We start from the raw sequence: 22216 nt of genomic DNA, 5'->3' as shown, positions 1-22216 counted from the left end.
TAACCATTGTTAATCGTTATTGCTATTACAAACGGATAATGGACGTAAATACGGTGACAGCAAAAACTCTGGTAACAACACTTCTCGCTAGCTCATTTTCGCTTGGTATGGGCGCTGCAATGGCGTTAGACGACCCCGAAGGTGATATTGAGCATATTCGAGTACGTGGTGACTCATCTGTAAAAGACGGAGAGTTTATCTCGGCTTCGCAGGGATGGGTGTCTGGTGACACCTTGATTGAACGCCCAATGTTGCGCGCCGGTGAAATACTCGAATTCATCCCAGGCATGATGGTGACCCAACACAGCGGTTCGGGAAAAGCCAACCAGTACTTTTTGCGTGGATTTAACCTAGACCATGGCACTGATTTCACGGTGAGTGTAGACGGTATGCCAGTGAACATGCGAAGCCACGGACATGGCCAAGGCTACAGTGACCTTAACTTTATTATCCCCGAATTTATCGACAATCTAAGCTACTTCAAAGGCACCTATTATGCCAACATCGGCGATTTTTCTAGCGCTGGCGGGGCGTTCTTCAATTTAAGAGATTCACTTGAGCAAAACCAGTTGTTCTTAGGCTTAGGAGAATATGGGTTCAAGCGCGCTGTTGCATTAAATCACTTTGAAGCAGGAGAGAGCCCCGTTGTTACAGCGCTGGAATATCAAACCTATGATGGCCCGTGGACTGACGTTGACGAAGATGTAAAAAAGAAAAACGCCCATATTCGTTATATTACGCCTTTGTTAGACGGCCAACTCACCATTACAGGAATGGCCTACGATAATAGCTGGAACGGTGCTGACCAGGTACCTGAGCGCGCTATTGAAAGCGGCTTAATAGACCGTCTTGGCTCTATCGACACCCAAGTTGGCGGTGATTCGTCTCGCTATAGTCTCTCCGCAAACTATACCAGTGATACATGGAATGCCTCACTGTATGCCATAGATACAACGCTAAGCCTTTTTTCAAATTTTACTTACTTTCTTGATAACCCAGAGACAGGCGATCAATTCGAACAGGCCGACGACCGAAAAATTTACGGTGGTGAAATATTCACTACCCTTCCCTTGGCGCTTACGGATGGAAGCAGTATTACCTTAGGCGGCCAGTGGCGTTTCGACGATATTGAAAACGTGGGTTTGTATCGCACCCAAATCTTAACCCGCTTTGGCACTATCCGAGAAGACGAGATTAACAGCAACAGCTATGCACTTTTTGCTCAATCAAACATCGTATTAAGCGACGCACTAAGCCTGTCATTAGGTGGTCGATACGATTACTTAGATGTGGACGTTACCAGCAGTCTTGGGGCCAATTCAGGTAGCGAAAGTGACGGTTTATTTACCCTTAAAGCAGGCTTGAAGTACGGTGTATCAGACCAACTCACCGCATTTGCCAACATTGGGCAGGGATTTCACTCTAACGATGCGCGAGGAGCAACAATTAGCATAGACCCGGTAAGTGGTGACGCTACCGAAGCAGCTCCCTTATTGGTAAAGAGCCTTGGCTATGAAGCGGGCGTTAACTATACCGATAATAAAACCTATAACCTGTCTGCTGCCCTGTGGCGCTTAGAGCTTGATAGCGAGCTGGTATATGTTGGTGATGCAGGCTTTACTGAAGCCAGTCGCCCCTCCGAGAGACACGGCATTGAAGTGAGTGCCTACTACTGGATAAGCCATCACCTAACAACAGACATTGAAGCTGCGTGGACCAAGGCACGATTTAGCGACAGCGTTGAAGGCGAAGGCCGTCACATTGATGGCACCGTGCCAGGTGTGGTGAGTGCAGGGCTAACCTACTATCAAAGAAGTAACCAACTAGGGTTCAGCTATACCCTACGAGGCCGCTACTTAAGCTCTCGCACCGTAGAAAGTTTCGATGAAATTTCACCGCCATCAACATTTTTGATTAATGCTCAAATTGCCTATCGCCAGCCAACTTGGGACGTAACACTAGAAGTACTCAATGCCCTAGACAGTGACGATCACGATATTGATTATTTTTACGCATCTAGGCTGCCCGGAGAGCCAGAGGAAGGGATTGAGGATTTGCATTATCACCCGGTAGAGCCAAGAAATGTTCGCCTTACCTTTTCAATAAAGTATTAATACATAAACGCTTTACTGTTTGGGGGTCTGTCTATTGATTAGGTAACCATTCAGGCAGTTGTATATAAAACATGCTACTTTAAGAAGTAGCCGCCAAATAGTTAGAGCAATAAACAAATGGCCGCGCTACAACGATAAAAATAGGAGCAACAATGGAACACGAAACTCTGTTTCCTCTGCTGTGTAAAACCGCAGACGGCGACAAAAAAGCGTTCGCAGAGCTTTATAAGATAACAAGTCCACAGCTCTACGCTGTTGCTTTAAGGCTTTTGAAACGCCCTGAACTCGCTGACGAAGCCACACAAGACGCCTATATAAAAATTTGGCATAACGCCGGTAATTATCAACGAGGCAAAGGTACGGTACTTACCTGGATGGTCAGTATAGCTCGCTATCGTGCGCTCGATTTAATCCGCTATCACAACGTAAGAAATGAAGTCGAATTAAATGATGACGCACCGTCAGGTATGGAAACCACACAATCAATAAAGTTAGAGGCAGAGCAAGCAAAATTGGCCTCTTGTTTAGATGAACTTGATGGACCGCAGCGTCAGGCTATCCATTTAGCCTATGTGAATGGCATGTCGCATCAAGAGGTGGTAACTCACTTGGCGTCACCACTTGGAACCATTAAAAGCTGGATAAGACGAGGCTTGCAAAGCTTGCAGAGGTGCCTATCACTATGAATTATTTAAAAGAAGAGCGACTAAACGCCCTCGCCGCTGAATATGTAGTTGGAACGCTACGCGGCAAAGCGCGTACGCGCTATCAAAAGTTAATGATGCAGTATCAGGCTGTTAGCGATGCAACCGCACAATGGGAGCAATACCTTACTGGATTTGCTGAAACCTTGCCTCCGGTGACACCACCTGACAGCGTGTGGGAGAGCATACAAGTGAAGCTTGGCCACAAAGCGGCCAATAATACAGAGTTTGTCGATCAAACGACTTACGCTAAACCAAGTAGCGACAATGTAGTTGATCTTGAAAAAGAAAAGCAGAAACGCTGGAAGAACTTATCGTTCATATCCACAGCTGCTGCATTGGTGTTAGCCGTATTGCTTTTCATGATGCAACCTGTGCCTACCCCAGAGGTTTCCCATATTGCCGTGGTCAATAATGCTGATAACACGCCATTGTGGGTAATAGAAGTATCTGACACAACCATGAATGTTAAGGTCACCGATGCATTTGTGGCGTTAGCAGACAAAGACTATGAGCTTTGGATGGTGCCGGCAAACGGCGAAGCACCAATTTCTCTCGGCTTGATGCCTGAAGTTAATGGCGACACGCGCGCGACACCAGATATCTTGCTAGATCAAAGTATCGCGGCGTTAGCAGTGAGCTTAGAAGCACCAGGCGGCTCGGTAACAGGCGCACCAACGGAAGTGCTCTATATAGCGCCGATTGTTTCCGTGTAATTTTACGCACAAAGCAGCACACCAAAAGGCCACGAAACGTGGCCTTTTACTTTTTATAAAAACTTTATTTTAATTTTTTAAATATTTTTGCATCTAAGGTGAAACCTCAGTCGTTTGGTCTCTTGAACTCATAAAAAAGCAGAGAGACTCGACATGATCCAATTCAAACGCAAAACTTTGTCACTGGCTGTCGCCGTGACATGTGCAGCCGTAACTGCTGGCGCAATAGCGTCAAGTCACCGAGAAGCACCTAATATCACTCGCCACCCAGCGTTAGATAGCACCGACTTTTATGCTTTCAATAGCTATGAACAAGGCCGTGAAGATTATGTGACTTTCATAGCAAACTATATTCCACTGCAAGATGCTTATGGTGGCCCTAACTACTTTGCAATGGACCCGAATGCGCACTATGCCATTCATATTGATAGTGATGGCGACGCGGTTGAAGACTTAAGCTTTGTTTTTAAGTTTAACAATATGCTTGCTGCCGATAACGAAGGTATCGCCTTGCCTATAGGCCCTGAAGGCGAACAGAAAATGGTGAAAGTACCGCTTAAAAATGTAGGCGGAATCAGCGCAGACGATTCAAGCGCAGCAAACTTCTCAGAAATGTACAGCCTTACTATGGTAAGTGGCGACATGCAGACAGGCACGCGCACTACTCTTACTCCCGCCATGGGCGATATGTTTAAAAAGCCGCTTGATTACATTGGTAATAAAACCTTTACCAGTGAAGCGGAATACGCACGTTATGCTGAAAGCTTCATTTATTCGTTCAGTATCCCTGGATGCGATGACATGGCCAAAGTGTTTGTTGGTCAGCGTAAAGACCCCTTCGTTGTTAACTTAGGCAAAACATTCGACTTGGTAAATTATGTACCTGTTGAGGGCGACAGCGCACCGGGCGCAGGCGATGGTGAAGGTTTTCCTGGCGGTATAACGCAAAGTGCCATGAATGATGACTTAGCCGATAAAAACGTGACAGCGTTATCTATTGAAGTACCTAAGGCGTGTGTTACCGGTGAAGGTAATGGCGTAATTGGTAGCTGGACCACGGCAAGCTTGCCGCAAGCGCGTATCCTAAACCCAGATGCCACCTTTGCGAAACCTGAGACTAATGGTGGTGCGATGACTCAAGTGTCTCGTTTAGGTAACCCGCTAGTAAATGAGCTTGTTATCGGTATTGGCGATAAAGACAAATTCTCTACTTCTCATCCAAGTGCAGACGGTCAATTCGCTGATTATGTAACCCACCCTTCTTTACCAGAACTACTGAACATTCTGTTTAAAGATGCAGTGAATACTACGCTGGGTACGGATATTGAGACGCTTGCGCCGACGAATTTCCCGCGTATGGACTTAGTGACAGCGTTCCTTACAGGTTTCCCAGGCGTTAACCAGCAAGCAACGGTTACAGCATCAGAAATGCTGCGCCTTAACACAGGGATCCCAGCAACGCCAGCCGAATCACAGTCAGCATTTGGTGTTGCAGGCGATGACTTAGCAGGATTCCCGAACGGTCGCCGCCCAGGTGATGACGTGGTTGATATTGCCCTTCGCGTTGTTATGGGCCGCTTGTGCTATCCCATCCCGGTAGCAGGTGAGGATACAGATCTTGGCCTTTGTACTCCAGAGGACGCCAGCGTGGGTAATGTACCTTTCACTGATGGTGCACCTGTAGATGCAAGCATGATTGATTCATCGTTTCCTTACCTAAAAACACCACTTGCTGGCTCTGAATAAGGAGATCCATCATGTCTATGAAGATTAGGTTATTTAACAAGAATCCAAATGCCCCCGCGTCTATGAAGTCGGCTCAAGCCCCTTTGCAGAAACATAAGTTGTGGGTCATTTCTGGATTGGTGCTAGCGCTAACTGGTTGTTTCGATAGTGATGACGATAACGATTATCAAGCGCCAGAAGAAAATGCAGCGCCTGTAGCCGTTGATGAAATGCTAACGACGCAAGCAGATATTGCGTTTGATGGCACGTTGACAGCAACCGATGCCGATGGTGATGCACTTACCTTCGGGCTTGGTGAAAACGGTACGTTAGGTAATGCAGAAGTTAATGCTGATGGCAGCTTTACCTACACACCTAACGCTCAGGTAACAGGTAGCGATAGCTTCACATTCACCGTTTCTGACGGCGTAAATCCAGAAATTACGGCTACTGTTAGCGTTACGATTGAGGCTCAGCAGGTATCGTTCTCTAGCTATACCCGTGATGCCTTTAATCAAGCACCGACCGATGAACCTCTGCCAATTAACGGGCGCGAGTTCACCCAAGATGCTGACGACACCACGTTCGATGATTTATTGATTGGTCAATAACGAACGTTCAGTACCCAGTGTCAACCGTAAAGCCAAGGACGGCTTTTATAAAGGAAGTTCTGATGAAGTTGATGAGAAGCTGTACTCTCATACTCCCTATAATGAGCGTATTGTCAGCGCTAACAGTCTGTTCGGTATCTGCTCAGTCTGAAAAACTCAATTATGATACCGTCATCGCAACGTGGCAGCCTAGGCAGCTATCCATAGCAAGTATCGACGAAGCGGAAAAAATTTTAACTTCAAGTAGATACCTTCAAGCAAAAGGTGATGAGAGAGAGCGTATTGTTAGGTTCACGAACATAATGCGACAAAAATTCGATTCGTTGAACGCAGGTCAAAAAGAGCGTTTAGTTGTTTTAGAAACTCGACTACTTCAAGGCATTCATAAGTTCGAACAAGCCAAGCAACATCTCAATCAAATAGCCCGCTTTCGCTCTCCAGCTGCACAGTTATTGTTGGCAGACATAAACGTTCAGCAAGGTAACGCTAAAAAGGCGAAAGAAAACTGTGAAAAGCTGGTAGGGCAAACAAGTTTTTTAATCGCTTTCACGTGTATGGTTAACGCTGATTTTTCACAAAATAAAGATGTAAAATTTTTGAAAAAGCTTAGTGCTTTTGAGGCCTACACGAGTACAGTGAGGCCTGCGGAGCGCCAGTGGTTTTATGAAGTACTTGCAGACATGTCGCTTCAACTTGGTAACGCTGAAGCCGCCCTTGAGCATTTGTCACAAACAGAATTCGAAAAGCTACCTATAAGCGCAATGTTAGTTTGGGCCGACGCACATTTTGCGTTGAATAACTATAAGGCAGTGAGTTCTGGGTTTAGCAACTCCGTACCCGATATATTGACAGCCGACGATGGCTTGCTACTTAAATGGGCGATTGCCGAACGAGCGCAAGGTATCGTGCGCTCTGAAGTGCAAACTCAACTTGCTAAGAACATGGAAATTCGAGTGTGGCGAGAAGACAGTTCTCACGCCGCACAGGTCGCCACTTACTTTTTAGAGATTGAACCCAATTACCCACTGGCGCTTAAATTTGCCGAAATTAACTGGCAATACGCACAGTCATTGGATGACAAAAACCTCCTAGAGCGCGCTCGCCGTGCTAATGAAGTATCGACCAATGCTTAAAGTTCTCCCGCCCTTCAGTAAACGAGTCATGATTAGATTTATCACACTTTTCATCTTTGCCGCCTTCAGCGTTTTCACGCATTCCCACGAACTGAGTAACGGCTACTTAATGCTTAAAAACGATTCAAATAACACTTTGTCTGGCGAGCTTTTGCTAAAGCCTGAAGATATAGGACAAGCAGCAGGGCTAGATAGCAATAATGACGGTAATTTGACCTGGGGTGAAGTCAACAGAAACCACACTATGGCGAACGACTATATCCAAAACCACCTAGTGATTCGAGATAGCGAAACGCGATGTACGGTTAGTATTGCTCCCCCTTCTATACGAGATATATCTGCAGAGTCATTATTGGTATACCCGCTGTCGGTAAATTGCGTATATGTAAACGAAGTATCGATACAATACACTGGCATAGTTAGCGATTTTCCCACCCACAAGCTACTCACAACGGTAACGTTAAACGATCACACAAGTGTTTATGTACTAAGCGATGAACGCTCTTTTATCACTGCTTCTGCTACAGGAAACAGCTGGATTTCGCAGTTTAGGGAGATGGTTTATCAGGGAGTTTGGCACATTTTCATTGGACTAGACCATATACTGTTTTTGGTTGCTACGTTGCTCACCGTTAATCTTTACAGGGAAAATAAGAGCTGGGTGAAAGAGCAAAGCAAAAGGCACATTATAAAAAGTACGGTGATATTAGTAAGCACGTTTACGTTAGCACATTCGATTACATTAACTGCCACAGCACTGGATTTTATTACGCTAGATAGCCGTATTGTTGAGCTAGGCATTGCTATATCAGTGACTATAACTGCGCTTAACAATGTGTACCCTATCATCATGCGTTTAGGATTTATTACCTTTGGGTTCGGCCTACTCCATGGAATGGGATTTGCGAGCGTGTTTGGCGACCTTAACGCCCAGTCGGGCAGCTTGGTAATGAATGTATTCGCTTTTAATATAGGGGTAGAGCTGGGTCAACTTGCCATAGTTACGCTGCTATTGCCCTTACTTATCTTACTTAGAAACGTAAGGTTATATTCAAAAGCCATAATGCCAATTGCGTCGTCAGTAATCGCGATAGTAGCGATTAATTGGACGCTTCAGCGTTGGTAAAAGTGTGCGTTCTGTTGATTAATAAGAAATAGATAAAGCAAAATACGCTTTTGAACAATCTTTCGGCACTTAATCACAAAAAGCTTAAAAAGTTGTTGTATAGGCGCGCCGCATCGCTATAATGCCATGCATCAACACCACGTTGATAACCATACACAATGCCAGTGTGATGGAATTGGTAGACATGACGGATTCAAAATCCGTTGCTAGCGATAGCGTGGCGGTTCAAGTCCGCCCACTGGTACCATCTCTTCTTTTTGAAGTAGATACTAAAACCGACCTTTGAGTCGGTTTTTATTTTTTGATTTCACTAGTTTCAGTGAATGATAATTTATCAAACTCATCTCATAACTGAACCCAAGTTTTAAGTCCCTTTAGCTTTTTCGTTTGCATGCTCCTTTTGGCTCAGATATCTACCTTCTAGGACAAATGCTAATTTTAAGAGCAGTATTATTAGCGCATTGAATAAATGTAGTTGGAGTATTAGTGTACACCACTTCTACAAAGTCACACATGCATAACTTCATGTCTAAAAAAGCCAAGTTGGGAGTAAAGCCGTTTTTTTATCATTAAAGGCTGAACTTAAAAAGAGTAACATTCTGAGGTTGCTCTAAGCTGTCCAGATATCTTACGGGTAGCTTCATTACTAGCCTTTTTCACGGCTTGTACATATATACTTTTTGCATTAACTGGGGTTTCCTTGCTGTTGCCCACCAAGCTAATAACAGTGCTTACCGAACCATCTAAACTAAAAATAGGTGCACTTACAACATTAATGTCTGGCAAGAAATCTTCTTTAAAACAACACAAGTTGCTTTTTTTTATTTCTTCTAGCAATTCGTAGAACATCGCTTTTTTTATAGGCTTACCCATGTAGCGTGGCATAGGTGCAGGGGAATCGTAGTAGTGTTCAACTAGCGTCTTGCATCGCAGTTTAGGTAGGTGGGATAAGAAAATACGCCCAGCGGCAGAGGTAAACGGCGACAGCTCTGAGCCCAAACGGATATTCACCGCCAAAAAGTGACTGGAGTCTAACCACTTTATCACTAGCGGTACATCACCATTCCAAATGGTTACAGTAATGGTTTTATCTAATTCTTGGTGAAGCTTATCTGCATATTCAAAGGCCACCTGAACGGGGTTTGAATGTTTTAGTGCCGACATACCTAAGCGAATACTGCTGTTTGAAAGCATGTATTTGGCATTGTCTAATTGCGACACATAACCAAGTTTGGTCAAGCTAACCAAGTATTTGTGAAGTCGACTGGGGCTCATTTCTGCCAGCTCAGATAACTTAGTTAGCGAGATAGGGCCGCTGTGCTCAGAGATTAACTCTAAAACCTCAAGCCCTAGTTCTAGAGAGCCAATACCCTTTCGGGTTGCAATTGCTTTGTCGTCATCCATTGTGTTGCTGCCTCTTCATCCAAGTGGGCGTCATGCTACCCCAGCTTCTCACCGCATTAAACGTAATTAAACCGCAAGATTGGTTTCAATATATGCGCGATTTTCCTCAAGGGCTTGCGAGTCACCGTAAAATTGCACTTTCCCTTTCACAATAAGAATGTGCTGATCGCACAGCGTCTGCAATACCTTAATGTTTTTATCCACAATAATGGTCGACACACCGGTTTCTTTAATTTTGCGAATAACATCCCAAATTTCTCTGCGAATAAGTGGTGCTAAGCCTTCTGTGGCTTCATCGAGTATCAGTAAATCTGGGTTGGTCAAAAGCGCCCTACCTATAGCTAGCATTTGCTGCTCACCGCCAGAGAGTTGAGTGCCTTTATTGGTTAAGCGCTCTTTTAAACGAGGGAACACCTCAAGCACCTTCGCATAAGTCCAATGCGCTTCACCTCGCGAGTTTTTTCGCGCGGCCATTTGTAAGTGCTCTTTCACAGTTAAGTTGTGAAACATGCCCCGTCCTTCTGGCACATAGGCAATATCGTTGCGCATGCGTTTCCACGTGGGAAGAGCACCAATTTCTTTGCCCTTGTACAAAACAGCGCCACTACGCGGCTTTACGATACCCAAAATAGATTTCAATGTTGTGGACTTACCCATGCCGTTGCGACCCATAATACTTACGGTCTGCCCTTTTTTAATGGCAAAAGATATTCCGTGCAGAATATGGCTTTCTCCGTATAAGGTATGAATGCCTTTTACCTCTAGAATGTTGTCTGTCACGTTAAAATACCTCGTCATCGTTGCCTAGATAGGCTTCTTGAACTAAAGGGTTTGCTCGAATGTTATCTACCACATCGGTGATCAAATGCTGCCCGTCCACCATCACGGTCATTAGGTCAGATAGCTCAAAAACGGCATCCATATCGTGCTCTACCAGCACAATGCAGTAGCGCTTTTTCAGCGACTTAAGCAGGTCAATAATGATAAGCGACTCTTCATGGCCCATACCCGCCATTGGTTCATCAAGTAAAAGTACTTGGGGGGCGGTCGCCAATACCATGGCAATTTCTAGCTGACGCTGCTCACCATAACTAATGGCGCTGGCTTTGATATTGGCTTGCTTCAATAGCCCTACCTGTTCAAGGGCATCTTGGGCAATCGCAGTTACATGCTTACTTGAATGCTTCGACTTAAACATATTAAAGCTGCTACCCACTCGTTGCTGGGCGGCAATGCAACAGTTTTCCAAGCATGTGGCATCTTTGAAAATATTGGTTTTCTGAAAACTTCGCCCTATTCCTTTGCGGCAGAACTGATAACTTTTCAGGCCCGTAATATTTTCACCTCGATACAAAATCACACCCTTAGTTGCCGGATACGTACCGCACAATATATTCAGCAGGGTGCTTTTTCCCGCGCCATTAGGACCCACAATACTATGCAGCGATTTGTCGTAAAACTTAATATTAAATTCGTTGAGCGCTTTTAATCCGCCCCAGTGCTTTGAAAGGTTTTCAGCTTGTAAGATACATTCACTCATTTGCGTTTCCCTCCGACTAACTGCTCAATTAGCCCGGCAATACCACTTTTTAGTAGCAGTACCATTAAGATGATGAGCGAGCCCATCCAAAACATCCAATACTGGGTCATGTGTTCAATGCCGTAGTGCAAGCTCTCATAAACGAATACACCTAGAATTGCCCCAAAAATAGTGCCTAGACCACCTAAAATAGCCATTACTAATGCAGAAGCAGAGACTTCCCAACCCATCATGGTTGGATTAACAAAACCGTATTGAAGCGAGAACAAGTAGCCTGCGTAAGCGGCAAGTGATGAAGACAATACATACGACACTAAACGGAAGTGAAAGATGTTGTAGCCAAGTGCAGTGGCACGCTCAGGGTTTTCTTTTATTGCGTCAATCACACGCCCAAACCGAGAATGCAAACTAACTTTACAAAACACGTAGCAGTTAAATAGCGATAGCAAGCACAGGTAATAGAAGTGGTTCTCGTTATCTAAATCTAAGAAATTTAAACCAAAAATGCTGGTTTCGGGTTTTAGATAAATAAATAACCCGTCTAAGCCGCCGTATTCCGTTGAGTCGGCAAAGAAATAGAATGTCATTTGCGCCAATGCCAGCGTTATCATGATCATATAAATACCGCTAGTTCTTAGCACAATTAAGCCAACAATAAGTGCAATAGCACCACTAGCGGCCATGACATAAAAGGTATACAACCAAAAGTTAACCACTTCGTATTCGGGGAGCATAATGGCAAATAAGTATCCGCCTAATCCGTAGAACATGGCGTGACCAAGGGTGATAAGGCCAGTTCTTCCTACCAAGTAGTCCAAAGACATAACAAAAATAGACAAAATCAGCATGGTGGAGATTTTGTTTACGTAAAACGTGTTCTCATTGAAAAATAAGGGAATACCCAAGGCAATAAAGAAAAACGCAAAAATAAATACTTTTTCAGCTTTGCTAGAAAATACAGACATCGTACAACCTTAACTTTTGAAAAGCCCTTGTGGTTTAAAAATAAGGATAAGTGCCATTAGCAAGTAAATTGTCATACTCGACATGCCGGGCAACAGCACAGATGCGAACGTATCAACAATGCCTACTAGCAAGGCCGCCACAAAAGCCCCTTTTATTGAGCCCATTCCCCCAATCACCACCACAACAAAGCATGAAATGAGTACGCGTTCGCCCATACCAGGTACTAAACTCACCACAGGCGCAGAAACAATACCGGCCAAGGCAGATAAGGTAACGCCAACGGCGAAAACGACGGTAAATAATGTGCCGATATTCACGCCCAAGTTCTCAACCATTTCTCGGTTAGACTCACCGGCGCGGATCATCATGCCAAGCTTAGTATTGTTGATGACGTAATACATGCCTATGGCAATACCCACACACAATACCGACAGGAACAAGCGATAAACCGGATATTCAACGATATCGGTAATTTGAATAGACGATGACAGCAGCTCAGGTACATCAACCCCCAGAGGGTCGTTACCCCAAATGAAGCTTTGTGCCGCGTTAAAAATAAAGATTAAACCAACCGTTAGCAGTACCTGATCAAGGTGGTCGCGCTTGTATAAATGCACTATTAGAAAGCGCTCAATAATTACGCCTATGACCATAGCAATACTGCAAGCAATGACCACAGCTAACCAAAAGCTGTCTGTCATGGCGGCAAAGTAATACACCAAATAAGCGCCAATCATATACATAGAGCCATGAGCAAGGTTCAAGATACCCATAACGCCAAAAACTAATGTGAGACCTGATGCAACCAAAAACAGTAACAGCCCATACTGAATACCGTTTAGTAATTGCACGAGGAAAAGCGACATTTCCATTTTTATACCTCTATGGGGAAGCCCGTGGGCTTCCCTACTTGCAATAACTTATAAACGACAACCACGTGCTGGGTCATTCAGGTTCGCTGCAGCGGTTTTCACCACCACGTTTTCTCCGTTCTCAACCTTTCTTAAATAGATGTTTTGAATTGGATTGTGCGCCTTAGAGAAATGGAAGCTGCCGCGCGGGCTATCAATTTCAATACCTTCCATTGCCTTTATCAGAGCTTTTTTGTCAGCGGTATTACCCTTGGTTGCTTCCACGGCTTGAATAATCAATTGACCGGCGTCATACCCTTGAACGGCGTATAAGTCAGCAGGCTTGTTGTACAATGACAAATACTCGGCTCTGAACGCTTTGTTCTTAGGGTTATCCAAGGTGTCGGCATAGTGTAGTGTGGTGAATAGGCCGTCAGCGGCTTCACCTTGCGCTTCAATGGTGCCTTCGGTTAGGAAACCAGAACCAATAAGTGGAATTTTGCCTTTAAGCCCCATGGCATCGTAGTCTTTAACAAACTTAACCGAGCCACCACCGGCAAAGAACACAAATACAGCATCAGGCTTTATTGAGGCAATTTCAGTTAGGTAAGACTGAAACTCTGTTTTTGGAAACGGTACGAAAATTTCCTTAACCACTTCGCCACCAGCTGCTTCAAATGATTCTGAAAACGCGGCAAGCGACTCTTTACCAAACCCGTAGTTCCAGCTTAGTGTCACCACCTTTTTATAGCCCATTTCAATGGCTTGGTTACCCATTGGATAAGCAGTTTGCCAAGACGAAAACGACGTGCGGAACACATTCGGCTGACAGAATGCTCCTGTTGCAGCGTTAGCACCTGCATTGGGAATGATCATGATAGAGTCTTTGTTTCTAACCGATTTGATCATGCCCATTGCTACCCCTGAGTGAACTGGGCCAATAATGAAATCGGCATCGTCTTTATCGGTCATTGCAGAGGTTAACTCTGGAGCGCGTGCTGGCTTTGCTTCAGTGTCGCTAATGATGAATTCAACAGGGCGACCGGCAATAGTATTGCCCTTTTCTTTTAGGGCTTGTTTCAGGCCGTTAGTAGCAGCCTCACCCAACCCAGCATAAACACCACTGTATGGCAGCATTACGCCAATTTTTATGGGCGATTCGTCGGCATGTGCAGACATACCTGACAACACACTTGTCGCCATCACACTACTGGCCAAGACGACTTTTCTGAGCGTTTTATTTTTAAATATCATGGTAAGTTACTCGTATTGTGGTAGGTGAATGTTAAAAAGCGTATTTCGCCATTGCTTGAACGCGGCTCATATCGCCGTCGAAACCGTCAACAGTTTCACGCTTTGCGTAGGTATATTCCAAGCCAACCGATAGCGGCTTAGTAATGTTGTAGATGTAGTTAATGCGCGTGCTGTAAACGTCATGTGTGCGCGAGCCCACCATGCCTTCGACGGTGTCTACATCTAATGAAGAGAAGATAAGATTGGTACGAGCGCTTTCGCTCCACAAGTGGCGATAAGCTACAGTAACCGCGGTTGCATCAATGGCATCAAAGTTACCTTCATCGTCTAGGAAGGCACCATTGGCAGCATTTACGCCAACATAACGACCTAAGCCCGAACCACTAGCTACTTGAATGCGAATATCATCGCCATTGCTCAAGTTAATGCGCGATGAAAGCGATAGTGCAATACCCGTGTCTGAGTAATCTTCGCCTTGTGTTTCATAAGCAAGCTGACGCAAGATACCGCCCACTTTCACATGACCCCAGCTGGCTTTCATCGTATAAGTACCAATGAGATCAGGTACAGAATTGTCATCTGTCGAAATTTGCGCGGTAGTGGTAGTGCCAACGGTTGTCTCAGGGTTTTCCAGCGCCACTTCAAAACCGTTATTTGAATAACGAATTTGTGGTTGACGAGTAAAAGCCACACCGTCTGTTGTACCAATAAAATCTACTGATTCAACCAAAGCGCCTAGGTCCATGATAGTTGACCAAGTTTGACCAATTAGCCAGTTGTTGTATTTCAAGTAAGCATGTCGCATACGTGGCGTATAGGAGTTGCTCACTCGCTCATCACCACCAGATGTCAATAGAAAGTCAAATTCAAACACACCGGTAATGACGTCTTCACCGTCTACTGGCGTATTGGTAGTAAATCTGAAACGAGACTGTTTCGCGTGCGCATCAAATCGGCCACCTAGCCCATCGTCTGTGGCGCCCGTTTGTACCAAAGACGGTACGTAAATATCACGTCCAGGGCCAACACCTTCACCGTTTGAGTAGTCGCTATACATTGCGTCAACTTTGATATAACCAGAGAATTTCACCTCGGTGTCAGCTAGGTTCGCTGCCTCTGCGCCAGTAGCAAGCGCTAAACCAACCGATAGTGACGAGGCAAGTAGGGGCTTGATGAGTGTTTTTTGTTTTAAAGTATTCATTCAGTTCTCCGTTGTAAATGTGCCAAGCATGTGTGTGATAAACAGAAACAACTGACGTTAAGGCACTTCATCTTTGTGAATTTTGTGCTATGCAATTGTTTCTAAACAGGGAACTTACTGTGAAGATAAATCACAAACCAATACCAAATGAGTGGCTCGCAATACTTAACGGGTATGGCTTTGCGGTATATAGGTTGAACAACAATGCATTGAAAAACATATAAACCATTGTTATTAATTGATAATTACAAGCAGATTTGGAAGAGCATTGATAGCTCTTATAGACAAAAATTACACGCCACAACTTGTTCATTATTTATAAATTAATTCACCAATAATTAAAAATGAGCAAACATAAAGGAAAAAAAATAAATAAAAAACCCGCCATTAGGCGGGTCCAAATTGCTTGGGAGCGGTGTTACTTTTGTTGCTGGTGTTACTTTTTAAGATAGCGCTGAACAACAATGATAGTGCCGCCAATGACTAGCCCCCAAAACGCGGAGGAAAGCCCTAATAACGACAAATCCGATGCGGTAATAAGAAAGGTACACAACGCCGCTTCTCGATCTGCAGGTTGGTTTAATGCTGTAGAAAGTGACCCTTCCAGCGCCCCCAAAAGTGCAATACCGGCCACCATTGCGATAAACGCAGCAGGAAACGCTTGAATCACACTCACTAGCGCGGCACTAAATAGCCCAAACATAATGTACCACAGCATGGCGACAGCAGGGCCAAAATAGCGTTTTTTAGGGTCGGGGTTGGCATCTGGGCCGGTGCAAATGGCAGCGGTTATTGCAGATAAATTCACCCCATGACATGCCGTTGGCGCAAACAAGATACTCATAAGCCCACTACCTGCAACAATCTGATTTGACGGTGGTGAATACTTGTCTTGCTTTAGTATGGCGATACCAGTAATAAATTGGCCGCTCACAGCAACTAGCATAAGCGGTATTGAAATACTAAATAATGCAGTGAGTGAGAAGCTAGGCATGTACCAATTGGGTGTTGATATTTGCCAGTCAACTTGTTGAAATGACAAATCATAGTTTAAGGCCAGTACCCCTACCCCAATAGCAACGGTAAGCATGATGGCGTAACGCGGCAGCAAGTGACGCAATAAAATATAGCCTGCGAACATCACTAGCCCCAGTAAAGGCGCTTGTGTCATTTTAGAGAAGAGATCCAGAGAGAAGTTAACCAGTATTCCTGCCAACAATGCCGCAGCTAAGGCCAAAGGCAATCGGTTCACTAGTCGCTCAAATGCACCTGTTACTCCCAATAACAACAAAATGCCACCAGACATAATGTACGCGCCTATCACATCGCTCCACGGCATACCCGGCACTAAGGTGACGAGCAAGGCAGAACCCGGTGCATTCCATGCAAAAAGCAAGGGCATGCGATAGCGCAAGCTAAACCAACCACATAGTAAACCGCTAGCAATAGACATCCCCCAAATCCAAGAAGTCAGTACCTCACTGCTCAAATTCGCCGATTCGGCAACTTGAAACAAGATAACCAGTGGACCTGCATAGCCCATTGTCGAAGCAAGGATCCCCGCTACTGCGGCAGACAACGACCAGTCTTTTAACGGTGGAAAAGAAATGAAAGTAGGCTGATTTTGCATAAGTCACTCCATTGGTTGCCGTGCTACCCGCAAGAATTTGCCTGCGAATAGCACAGCTTGGGAACGCGGTTTACTTAAACTACATATTTCCGTTTGAGATGCGTGTAGTAGGTATAACAGAACGAGTAAACAGTGATGTTACACGCTCTGTAAATTAAGCGTTTTCAACAACGTTAGGTTGTACATCGCTTATATGTTTTGCGCTACTGGCGCGATGTTGGTGAAAATAAAATATCCCCATGGCAAGCGCACAAATAATGCCTGGAATAGCAAACACCATGAAATTAAGGTGTAGTTCAAGCTGTTCTGACAATAAATAGCCACCCAGTAAGGGTCCTACGATAGCGCCGTTTCTGCCAATCCCCGATGCCCAACCAAGGCCGGTAGAACGAATGTGTAGAGGATAGTACTGCGCTGCACAGGCATATAAGAGTATTTGACTACCTATTGTTGCAGCACCCGCCACAGCAATAGCCAAATAGCGCACAAAGCCTGGTATATCTAAGCCCATAAGGGTGATTGATACCGCAGCAGCAATAAAGAAGAAGGTGAGTACTTTAGGCAAATTAGAACGATCGCCAAGCCACCCGCCATAAATAGCACCAGCAATAGCACCAACGTTAAGCACTAGTAAGAATTGTAAACTAGACCCCAACGAGAACCCTGCATTATTCATCAGTTTAGGTAACCAAGACGTTAATGCGTATACCATCAGTAAGCAGCAAAAGAACGCACACCACAACAAAATAGAAGGCAACGCATTTTGACCGTTAAAGAGTTGCTTAACGCCAAAATGGCTTGGTGCTACTACACTATCGTCTTCCTCGCCCTTAAGAGGCACATCTGTATTTGAAGGTGCAATTCGCGAGATTATTTTCTTGGCGGTGTCTCTTTTTCCCTGACGAATGAGAAACGCCAGTGATTCAGGTAAAAAGGCAAGAATTAAAGGAAGTAACACGAGGGGTAAAATAGCCACATAGAAAACCGATTGCCACCCCCACTGTGGAATCATTTGCATGCCTAACCAAGCCGCCATCATACCACCGACAGAATAGCCACTAAACATAATGGCCACCAGAGTTCCGCGCATTTTTTTAGGCGAATACTCGTTCATAAGCGCAACTACATTAGGCATAACTCCACCAATGCCTAGCCCGGCAATAAAGCGGCATATACCAAACTCGGTAACATTGGACGCAAAACCATTGATGAAGGTAAAACCACTAAACAGTGCAATACAGATAGCAATAGACAAGCGACGCCCGATGCGATCTGCCAATTGTCCAAAAACAATTGCCCCAATCATCATTCCAAATAACGCATAGCTACCCAACGCGCCTGCCTGTACAGGTGTTAATGACCACTGTTCCATTAATACAGGTAGCACTACGCCGTACACAACTAAGTCGTAGCCGTCGAATATAATAATCAGTGCGCACAGCAGTAACGTGCGCAAATGAAAGCGGTTAAATTTTGCATTGTTTATTAATGCGGTTAATGCATTACTCATAACTCTTTTCTCATAAAGAAAGCCGCTTAAAAGCGGCTTTTTATTCTTGTTTTTTACCCACAATCTCCACCAGCAACAGGCAAAATAGTTCCTGTAATATAGCTGGCTTCATCTGAAGCTAAATACAAAATGGCAGATGCTTGTTCATCTAGGGTGCCGTAACGAGACATAAAACTGGTATCAATGGTCTGATCGACAATTTGCTGATACCAAATTTTTTCCTGCTCACTTTGTGTAGACTCGTTGCGCGGAATAATGCGCTGAGGCGCGTCGGTTCCACCTGGTGCCGTGGCATTCACACGAATATTGTGCTGCGCGTACTCAAAGGCAAGTGACACTGTCAGTGCATTCACGCCCCCTTTTGCCGCGGCATAAGGCGCGCGGTTTACACCACGAGTAGCAACCGAAGACACGTTCACTATGGCGCCTTTTCCGTTGTCTAACATGGCCGGTAATACTGCGCGACAACACCACAACGTGGGGAACAACGAGCGACGAACTTCTTTTTCAATTTCGTCAGCATGATAATGCTCGTAGGGTTTGGCCCAAATGGTCCCCCCCACATTATTGATAAGCTTATCGATTCGCCCAAAATGCGCCGATGCCGTATTCATAGCATTAAGCGCACCTTCATAGGTTTCTAAATCAGCCTCTACAGCAATAACATCCGCACCGTTTTCATTGAGTGACTGGGCAATCTGTTGAACATGCGCTGAGCGGTCAACCAATACCAACTTAGCTCCCTCAATAGAGGCTCGTTGTGCAACGCGAAGGCCAATGCCTTGCGCTGCGCCAGTAACTACGATGACCTGCTCATCGAAGCGCAAACTCATGCGGCTTCCTCTTTAGGCTGGCTGGGGTTAAATTTTTCGTAGTGGAACGAATATGGATTTGTGCCCGCATCTTTAAAGTATTGACGCACGGCATCAACCATCGGCGGAGGTCCACATAAATATGCATCGGCATCAGCAAGTGCAAATGGAACACTTTCCATATGATCAGTAACAAAACCCAACTTCTCATGTGCGCTATCTGGGTTAACGACGACAGTGGCGTAGCTAAAGTTGTCTAATGCCTCGGCATATTCTTGTAAGGCTTCAAGCTTCACCAAGTCATCCACATTAGTCACACCGTAGAGTAAATACACAGGTTGACTGGTCGGGTTCTGCGCAAGCGACGCCAGCATAGAAAGAATAGGTGCAAGCCCTGTTCCGCCTGCTAGCATAAGTACTGGGCGCTCTACTGCGCGCAAGTAAAAACTACCGAGTGGACCTGTTACCGGAAGCACGTCGCCAGCATTGGCGTTTTTGCTTAAGTAAGTACTCATCAGGCCATTAGGCACATTGCGAATAAGGAAGCTTGCATCTTTGCTTCCCGGACAAGAGCTAAATGAATACGCACGGGTCTCATCAGAGTTTGGCAGCCCCAAATTAATGTACTGACCAGGCAAGAAATTAAGTGGCTCAGACAAAGCGACATTTAATTCAATAGTGGTGTCCGACAACGCATTTACACTGGTAATAGTGCTTGTAATACTTTGCGGGCCTGATGCGCATAGCGAAGAGGCTGCAGGAATAGAAACCACCACGTCTGATTGAGGCAGCATCTGACAGGTAAGAATCACCCCATCAGCAGCTTCATCATCGGTTAACGCTTCATCGATATATTCATCACCTAAGTCGTAAGTACCTTGCTTGCAGCTACCTTTACAGGTTCCACAAACACCATCAGAGCAGTCCATTGGCAGTTTCACTTGATGGCGATAGGCAGCGTCGAGCACTGTTTCACCATCATTACATTCGATAACGCGCGTTACGCCGTCTTCGAAATTAAGAGCTACTTTGAAAGACATAATAATTCTCCGTCTTTACAGGTGATATACATCAATCACCTGATTGATGTAATCATTATTCAAAATCACTTTTTTACGCGTAATAACTGGCGTTTCGCCACTGATATCCAACGAACAAAACACAGTTCCAAAAAAGTTTGTTGTCTCGCGATAGCGATGGCTAAGCGTATTGAAGTTGTAGCGGATTTCCGCTGTTGTCTCGTCTTGGTTCAGTACTTCTAAATTACTACACTGATGCGTGGTTCTCGGCTCTGGCATACTCGCGCCAGAACGCTCAGTCTTGATGCGGTATACTCTGTCTTCCAAACCATTGCGATTGGGGTAATAAATGAGTGAAATTTCTTTATGAGGATCGTTGGTTAATTGATCATCATCATCCCATGCTGGCATCCAATATTCGCATTTTGGGTGATAACACATTAGCCAGTCATCCCATTGACGGTCGTCAAGTAACCGCGCCTCGCGAAATACAAACGCCTGAATTTCCTGATAAATCATCACGGCCACCTCTTAATCTTTTTGCACAACAGGAATATGACTGGCTCTTTCTAGCTCAATCGCATTTAGCATTTCTTCAACCCAATGCTTGTGGTGATGAACGTATAGGCCTTCATCTTCTGGTTTGATACCTGACGCAACTGTGTCCATACCAACACCTTTGGCATAATCGTCTGGGCCTTCCATCCAGTGCGCTGCACCTCGGCTCATATCGTTCCAACGCATATCACGCGCTTCGTAGCCTTGCTGACAACCTCTGAATTCTTCTAGGTCGTCCGGTGTTCCCATGCCAGATACGTTAAAGAAATCTTCGTACTGACGAAGGCGCTTTTGACGATTTTCAGCAGACTCGCTCTTAGGTGCAAAGCAGTAAATAGACACTTCCGTCTTATTCACAGAAATAGGGCGAAGTACGCGAATTTGCGTTGAGAATTGGTCCATCACGTAAACGTTAGGGTACAAACACAAGTTACGCGTTTGATTTACAATGGTGTCGGCTCGCGCTTCACCTACTTCCTGCTGAAGACGTTCTAGTTGACTATAAATAGGGCGTGCAGCTGGGTTTGTTAAACGCGTCCACAACATCATGTGACCGTTTTCAAATGAATAGAAACCACCCTCGCCCGACCAGCTTTTCGCATCAACCGCTTCTGTACCGCCTTCTTCGTAGTTGCGGTGACTCATCGTTGATAAGTAGTTCCAGTGAACAGTTCCAACGTGATAGCCATCAGCACCGTTTTCAGCAGTTAGCTTCCAGTTACCTTCGTAGGTGTAGGTTGAAGTACCACGAATAACTTCGATACCTTCTGGATCTTGATCCACAATATTGTCGATAACCTTGGTGGTTTCACCTAAATATTGCTCTAGCGGTAATACATCGGCATTCAAACTACCGAACAAAAAGCCGCGATACGATTCGAAACGTGCAATGTGCTTAAGATCATGAGAGCCATCAGTGTTGAACGACTCAGGGTAACCACCTTTCTTCTGATCACGCGCTTTTAAAAGTTTGCCCGAGTTGTTAAATGTCCAACCGTGGAAGGGGCAAGTAAAAGACGTTTTGTTTCCGCGCTTACGACGACATAATGTTGCACCGCGGTGCGAGCACGTATTTAAAATGGCATTTAGGTCGCCATCTTTGTTACGCGTAATAACAACCGGCTGGCGTCCAATTGTAATAGTGTAATAGTCACCGATTTCGGGAATTTGGCTTTCATGTGCCAAAAATACCCAGTTACCTTCAAAAATGTGTTTAATTTCTAGATCAAACAAGTCTTTGTCGGTAAAGATCCCACGGTCACAGCGATAATGCCCCGTCTCTTCGTCGGCCTCAACGGCACCACGGATCTTTTGTTCTAGTTGATTCAATGTTGCTGACATA

20 protein-coding genes and 1 tRNA gene are annotated in these 22216 nt (G+C 45.0%); 8 read left to right on the top strand and 13 right to left on the bottom strand.

Annotated elements, in window-relative coordinates:
• The first annotated feature begins 38 nt into the window (after positions 1-38).
• The 8 genes from MHM87_RS13595 (at position 39) to MHM87_RS13560 (ending at position 8376) form a co-directional block, all read left to right on the top strand.
• Positions 39-2114, top strand: a complete 2076-nt coding sequence (locus tag MHM87_RS13595; protein ID WP_343213327.1) for a TonB-dependent receptor — start codon at positions 39-41, stop codon at positions 2112-2114.
• 152 nt (positions 2115-2266) lie between these two features.
• A complete protein-coding gene (locus MHM87_RS13590) occupies positions 2267-2800 on the top strand; it encodes a sigma-70 family RNA polymerase sigma factor (RefSeq protein ID WP_014977297.1) in 534 nt (177 codons plus the stop codon).
• The gene (locus MHM87_RS13585; RefSeq protein ID WP_239259590.1) at positions 2797-3534 is read left to right on the top strand and encodes an anti-sigma factor; all 738 of its coding nucleotides are present in this window, start codon (positions 2797-2799) and stop codon (positions 3532-3534) included. The genes MHM87_RS13590 and MHM87_RS13585 overlap by 4 nt, the downstream gene beginning before the upstream one ends.
• Positions 3535-3687: 153 nt before the next feature.
• Entirely contained in the window at positions 3688-5280 is a 1593-nt protein-coding gene (locus MHM87_RS13580; RefSeq protein WP_239259588.1) for a DUF4331 domain-containing protein, read from the top strand.
• An 11-nt stretch (positions 5281-5291) separates the two neighbouring features.
• Entirely contained in the window at positions 5292-5870 is a 579-nt protein-coding gene (locus MHM87_RS13575) for an Ig-like domain-containing protein (RefSeq protein ID WP_239259586.1), read from the top strand.
• 62 nt (positions 5871-5932) lie between these two features.
• Positions 5933-7003: a hypothetical protein gene (locus tag MHM87_RS13570; RefSeq protein ID WP_239259583.1), complete on the top strand. Its 1071-nt coding sequence runs from the start codon at positions 5933-5935 to the stop codon at positions 7001-7003.
• A gap of 28 nt (positions 7004-7031) precedes the next feature.
• Positions 7032-8129, top strand: coding sequence for a HupE/UreJ family protein (locus tag MHM87_RS13565; RefSeq protein ID WP_239259581.1), 1098 nt, complete (start codon positions 7032-7034; stop codon positions 8127-8129).
• 160 nt (positions 8130-8289) lie between these two features.
• A tRNA-Leu gene (locus MHM87_RS13560) sits at positions 8290-8376 on the top strand.
• Positions 8377-8711: 335 nt separating this feature from the next.
• Here the strand turns inward: MHM87_RS13560 and MHM87_RS13555 are convergent.
• From MHM87_RS13555 to MHM87_RS13495, 13 genes are all read right to left on the bottom strand, one after another.
• Positions 8712-9533 carry a helix-turn-helix domain-containing protein gene (locus MHM87_RS13555; protein WP_014977303.1) on the bottom strand — a complete coding sequence of 274 codons (822 nt, stop codon included), beginning with the start codon at positions 9531-9533 and terminating at the stop codon, positions 8712-8714.
• 66 nt (positions 9534-9599) lie between these two features.
• Positions 9600-10313 carry an ABC transporter ATP-binding protein gene (locus MHM87_RS13550; RefSeq protein ID WP_239259579.1) on the bottom strand — a complete coding sequence of 238 codons (714 nt, stop codon included), beginning with the start codon at positions 10311-10313 and terminating at the stop codon, positions 9600-9602.
• Position 10314: 1 nt separating this feature from the next.
• Positions 10315-11073: an ABC transporter ATP-binding protein gene (locus tag MHM87_RS13545; protein WP_014977305.1), complete on the bottom strand. Its 759-nt coding sequence runs from the start codon at positions 11071-11073 to the stop codon at positions 10315-10317.
• The gene (locus MHM87_RS13540; RefSeq protein WP_014977306.1) at positions 11070-12038 is read right to left on the bottom strand and encodes a branched-chain amino acid ABC transporter permease; all 969 of its coding nucleotides are present in this window, start codon (positions 12036-12038) and stop codon (positions 11070-11072) included. The genes MHM87_RS13545 and MHM87_RS13540 overlap by 4 nt, the downstream gene beginning before the upstream one ends.
• A gap of 9 nt (positions 12039-12047) precedes the next feature.
• Complete coding sequence (locus MHM87_RS13535; RefSeq protein ID WP_014977307.1) at positions 12048-12911, bottom strand: branched-chain amino acid ABC transporter permease; 864 nt, start codon at positions 12909-12911, stop codon at positions 12048-12050.
• A 48-nt stretch (positions 12912-12959) separates the two neighbouring features.
• Positions 12960-14144: an ABC transporter substrate-binding protein gene (locus tag MHM87_RS13530; RefSeq protein WP_110288150.1), complete on the bottom strand. Its 1185-nt coding sequence runs from the start codon at positions 14142-14144 to the stop codon at positions 12960-12962.
• A 31-nt stretch (positions 14145-14175) separates the two neighbouring features.
• Positions 14176-15345, bottom strand: a complete 1170-nt coding sequence (locus MHM87_RS13525; protein WP_239259577.1) for a DcaP family trimeric outer membrane transporter — start codon at positions 15343-15345, stop codon at positions 14176-14178.
• Between the two features lie 436 nt (positions 15346-15781).
• A complete protein-coding gene (locus MHM87_RS13520) occupies positions 15782-16975 on the bottom strand; it encodes a benzoate/H(+) symporter BenE family transporter (RefSeq protein ID WP_239259575.1) in 1194 nt (397 codons plus the stop codon).
• A gap of 154 nt (positions 16976-17129) precedes the next feature.
• On the bottom strand, positions 17130-18485 hold the full coding sequence (locus MHM87_RS13515) for an MFS transporter (protein WP_239259573.1): 1356 nt from the start codon (positions 18483-18485) through the stop codon (positions 17130-17132).
• Positions 18486-18538: 53 nt separating this feature from the next.
• The gene (locus MHM87_RS13510; RefSeq protein WP_239259571.1) at positions 18539-19318 is read right to left on the bottom strand and encodes a 1,6-dihydroxycyclohexa-2,4-diene-1-carboxylate dehydrogenase; all 780 of its coding nucleotides are present in this window, start codon (positions 19316-19318) and stop codon (positions 18539-18541) included.
• Positions 19315-20337, bottom strand: a complete 1023-nt coding sequence (benC, locus tag MHM87_RS13505; RefSeq protein WP_239259569.1) for a benzoate 1,2-dioxygenase electron transfer component BenC — start codon at positions 20335-20337, stop codon at positions 19315-19317. The genes MHM87_RS13510 and benC overlap by 4 nt, the downstream gene beginning before the upstream one ends.
• Positions 20338-20352: 15 nt before the next feature.
• Positions 20353-20835: a benzoate 1,2-dioxygenase small subunit gene (gene benB, locus MHM87_RS13500; protein WP_239259620.1), complete on the bottom strand. Its 483-nt coding sequence runs from the start codon at positions 20833-20835 to the stop codon at positions 20353-20355.
• A 12-nt stretch (positions 20836-20847) separates the two neighbouring features.
• Positions 20848-22215: a Rieske 2Fe-2S domain-containing protein gene (locus MHM87_RS13495; protein ID WP_239259567.1), complete on the bottom strand. Its 1368-nt coding sequence runs from the start codon at positions 22213-22215 to the stop codon at positions 20848-20850.
• Position 22216: the final 1 nt, after the last annotated feature.

It is taken from the genome of Alteromonas sp. Cnat3-28 (assembly GCF_022348265.1).
Taxonomy (GTDB): Bacteria; Pseudomonadota; Gammaproteobacteria; order Enterobacterales; family Alteromonadaceae; genus Alteromonas; species Alteromonas macleodii.
Note: the sequence above shows the minus strand (reverse complement) of the source record. Positions and strands in the feature narration are given on the sequence as shown.

Excerpts from the sequence above, each read along its gene's own strand:
- MHM87_RS13595 (WP_343213327.1), top strand. The coding sequence starts at position 39 with ATGGACGTAAATACGGTGACAGCAAAAACTCTGGTAACAACACTTCTC.
- MHM87_RS13590 (WP_014977297.1), top strand. The coding sequence starts at position 2,267 with ATGGAACACGAAACTCTGTTTCCTCTGCTGTGTAAAACCGCAGACGGC.
- MHM87_RS13585 (WP_239259590.1), top strand. The coding sequence starts at position 2,797 with ATGAATTATTTAAAAGAAGAGCGACTAAACGCCCTCGCCGCTGAATAT.
- MHM87_RS13580 (WP_239259588.1), top strand. The coding sequence starts at position 3,688 with ATGATCCAATTCAAACGCAAAACTTTGTCACTGGCTGTCGCCGTGACA.
- MHM87_RS13575 (WP_239259586.1), top strand. The coding sequence starts at position 5,292 with ATGTCTATGAAGATTAGGTTATTTAACAAGAATCCAAATGCCCCCGCG.
- MHM87_RS13570 (WP_239259583.1), top strand. The coding sequence starts at position 5,933 with ATGAAGTTGATGAGAAGCTGTACTCTCATACTCCCTATAATGAGCGTA.
- MHM87_RS13565 (WP_239259581.1), top strand. The coding sequence starts at position 7,032 with ATGATTAGATTTATCACACTTTTCATCTTTGCCGCCTTCAGCGTTTTC.
- MHM87_RS13555 (WP_014977303.1), bottom strand. The coding sequence starts at position 9,533 with ATGGATGACGACAAAGCAATTGCAACCCGAAAGGGTATTGGCTCTCTA.
- MHM87_RS13545 (WP_014977305.1), bottom strand. The coding sequence starts at position 11,073 with ATGAGTGAATGTATCTTACAAGCTGAAAACCTTTCAAAGCACTGGGGC.
- MHM87_RS13540 (WP_014977306.1), bottom strand. The coding sequence starts at position 12,038 with ATGTCTGTATTTTCTAGCAAAGCTGAAAAAGTATTTATTTTTGCGTTT.
- MHM87_RS13535 (WP_014977307.1), bottom strand. The coding sequence starts at position 12,911 with ATGGAAATGTCGCTTTTCCTCGTGCAATTACTAAACGGTATTCAGTAT.
- MHM87_RS13530 (WP_110288150.1), bottom strand. The coding sequence starts at position 14,144 with ATGATATTTAAAAATAAAACGCTCAGAAAAGTCGTCTTGGCCAGTAGT.
- MHM87_RS13525 (WP_239259577.1), bottom strand. The coding sequence starts at position 15,345 with ATGAATACTTTAAAACAAAAAACACTCATCAAGCCCCTACTTGCCTCG.
- MHM87_RS13520 (WP_239259575.1), bottom strand. The coding sequence starts at position 16,975 with ATGCAAAATCAGCCTACTTTCATTTCTTTTCCACCGTTAAAAGACTGG.
- MHM87_RS13515 (WP_239259573.1), bottom strand. The coding sequence starts at position 18,485 with ATGAGTAATGCATTAACCGCATTAATAAACAATGCAAAATTTAACCGC.
- MHM87_RS13510 (WP_239259571.1), bottom strand. The coding sequence starts at position 19,318 with ATGAGTTTGCGCTTCGATGAGCAGGTCATCGTAGTTACTGGCGCAGCG.
- benC (WP_239259569.1), bottom strand. The coding sequence starts at position 20,337 with ATGTCTTTCAAAGTAGCTCTTAATTTCGAAGACGGCGTAACGCGCGTT.
- benB (WP_239259620.1), bottom strand. The coding sequence starts at position 20,835 with ATGATTTATCAGGAAATTCAGGCGTTTGTATTTCGCGAGGCGCGGTTA.
- MHM87_RS13495 (WP_239259567.1), bottom strand. The coding sequence starts at position 22,215 with ATGTCAGCAACATTGAATCAACTAGAACAAAAGATCCGTGGTGCCGTT.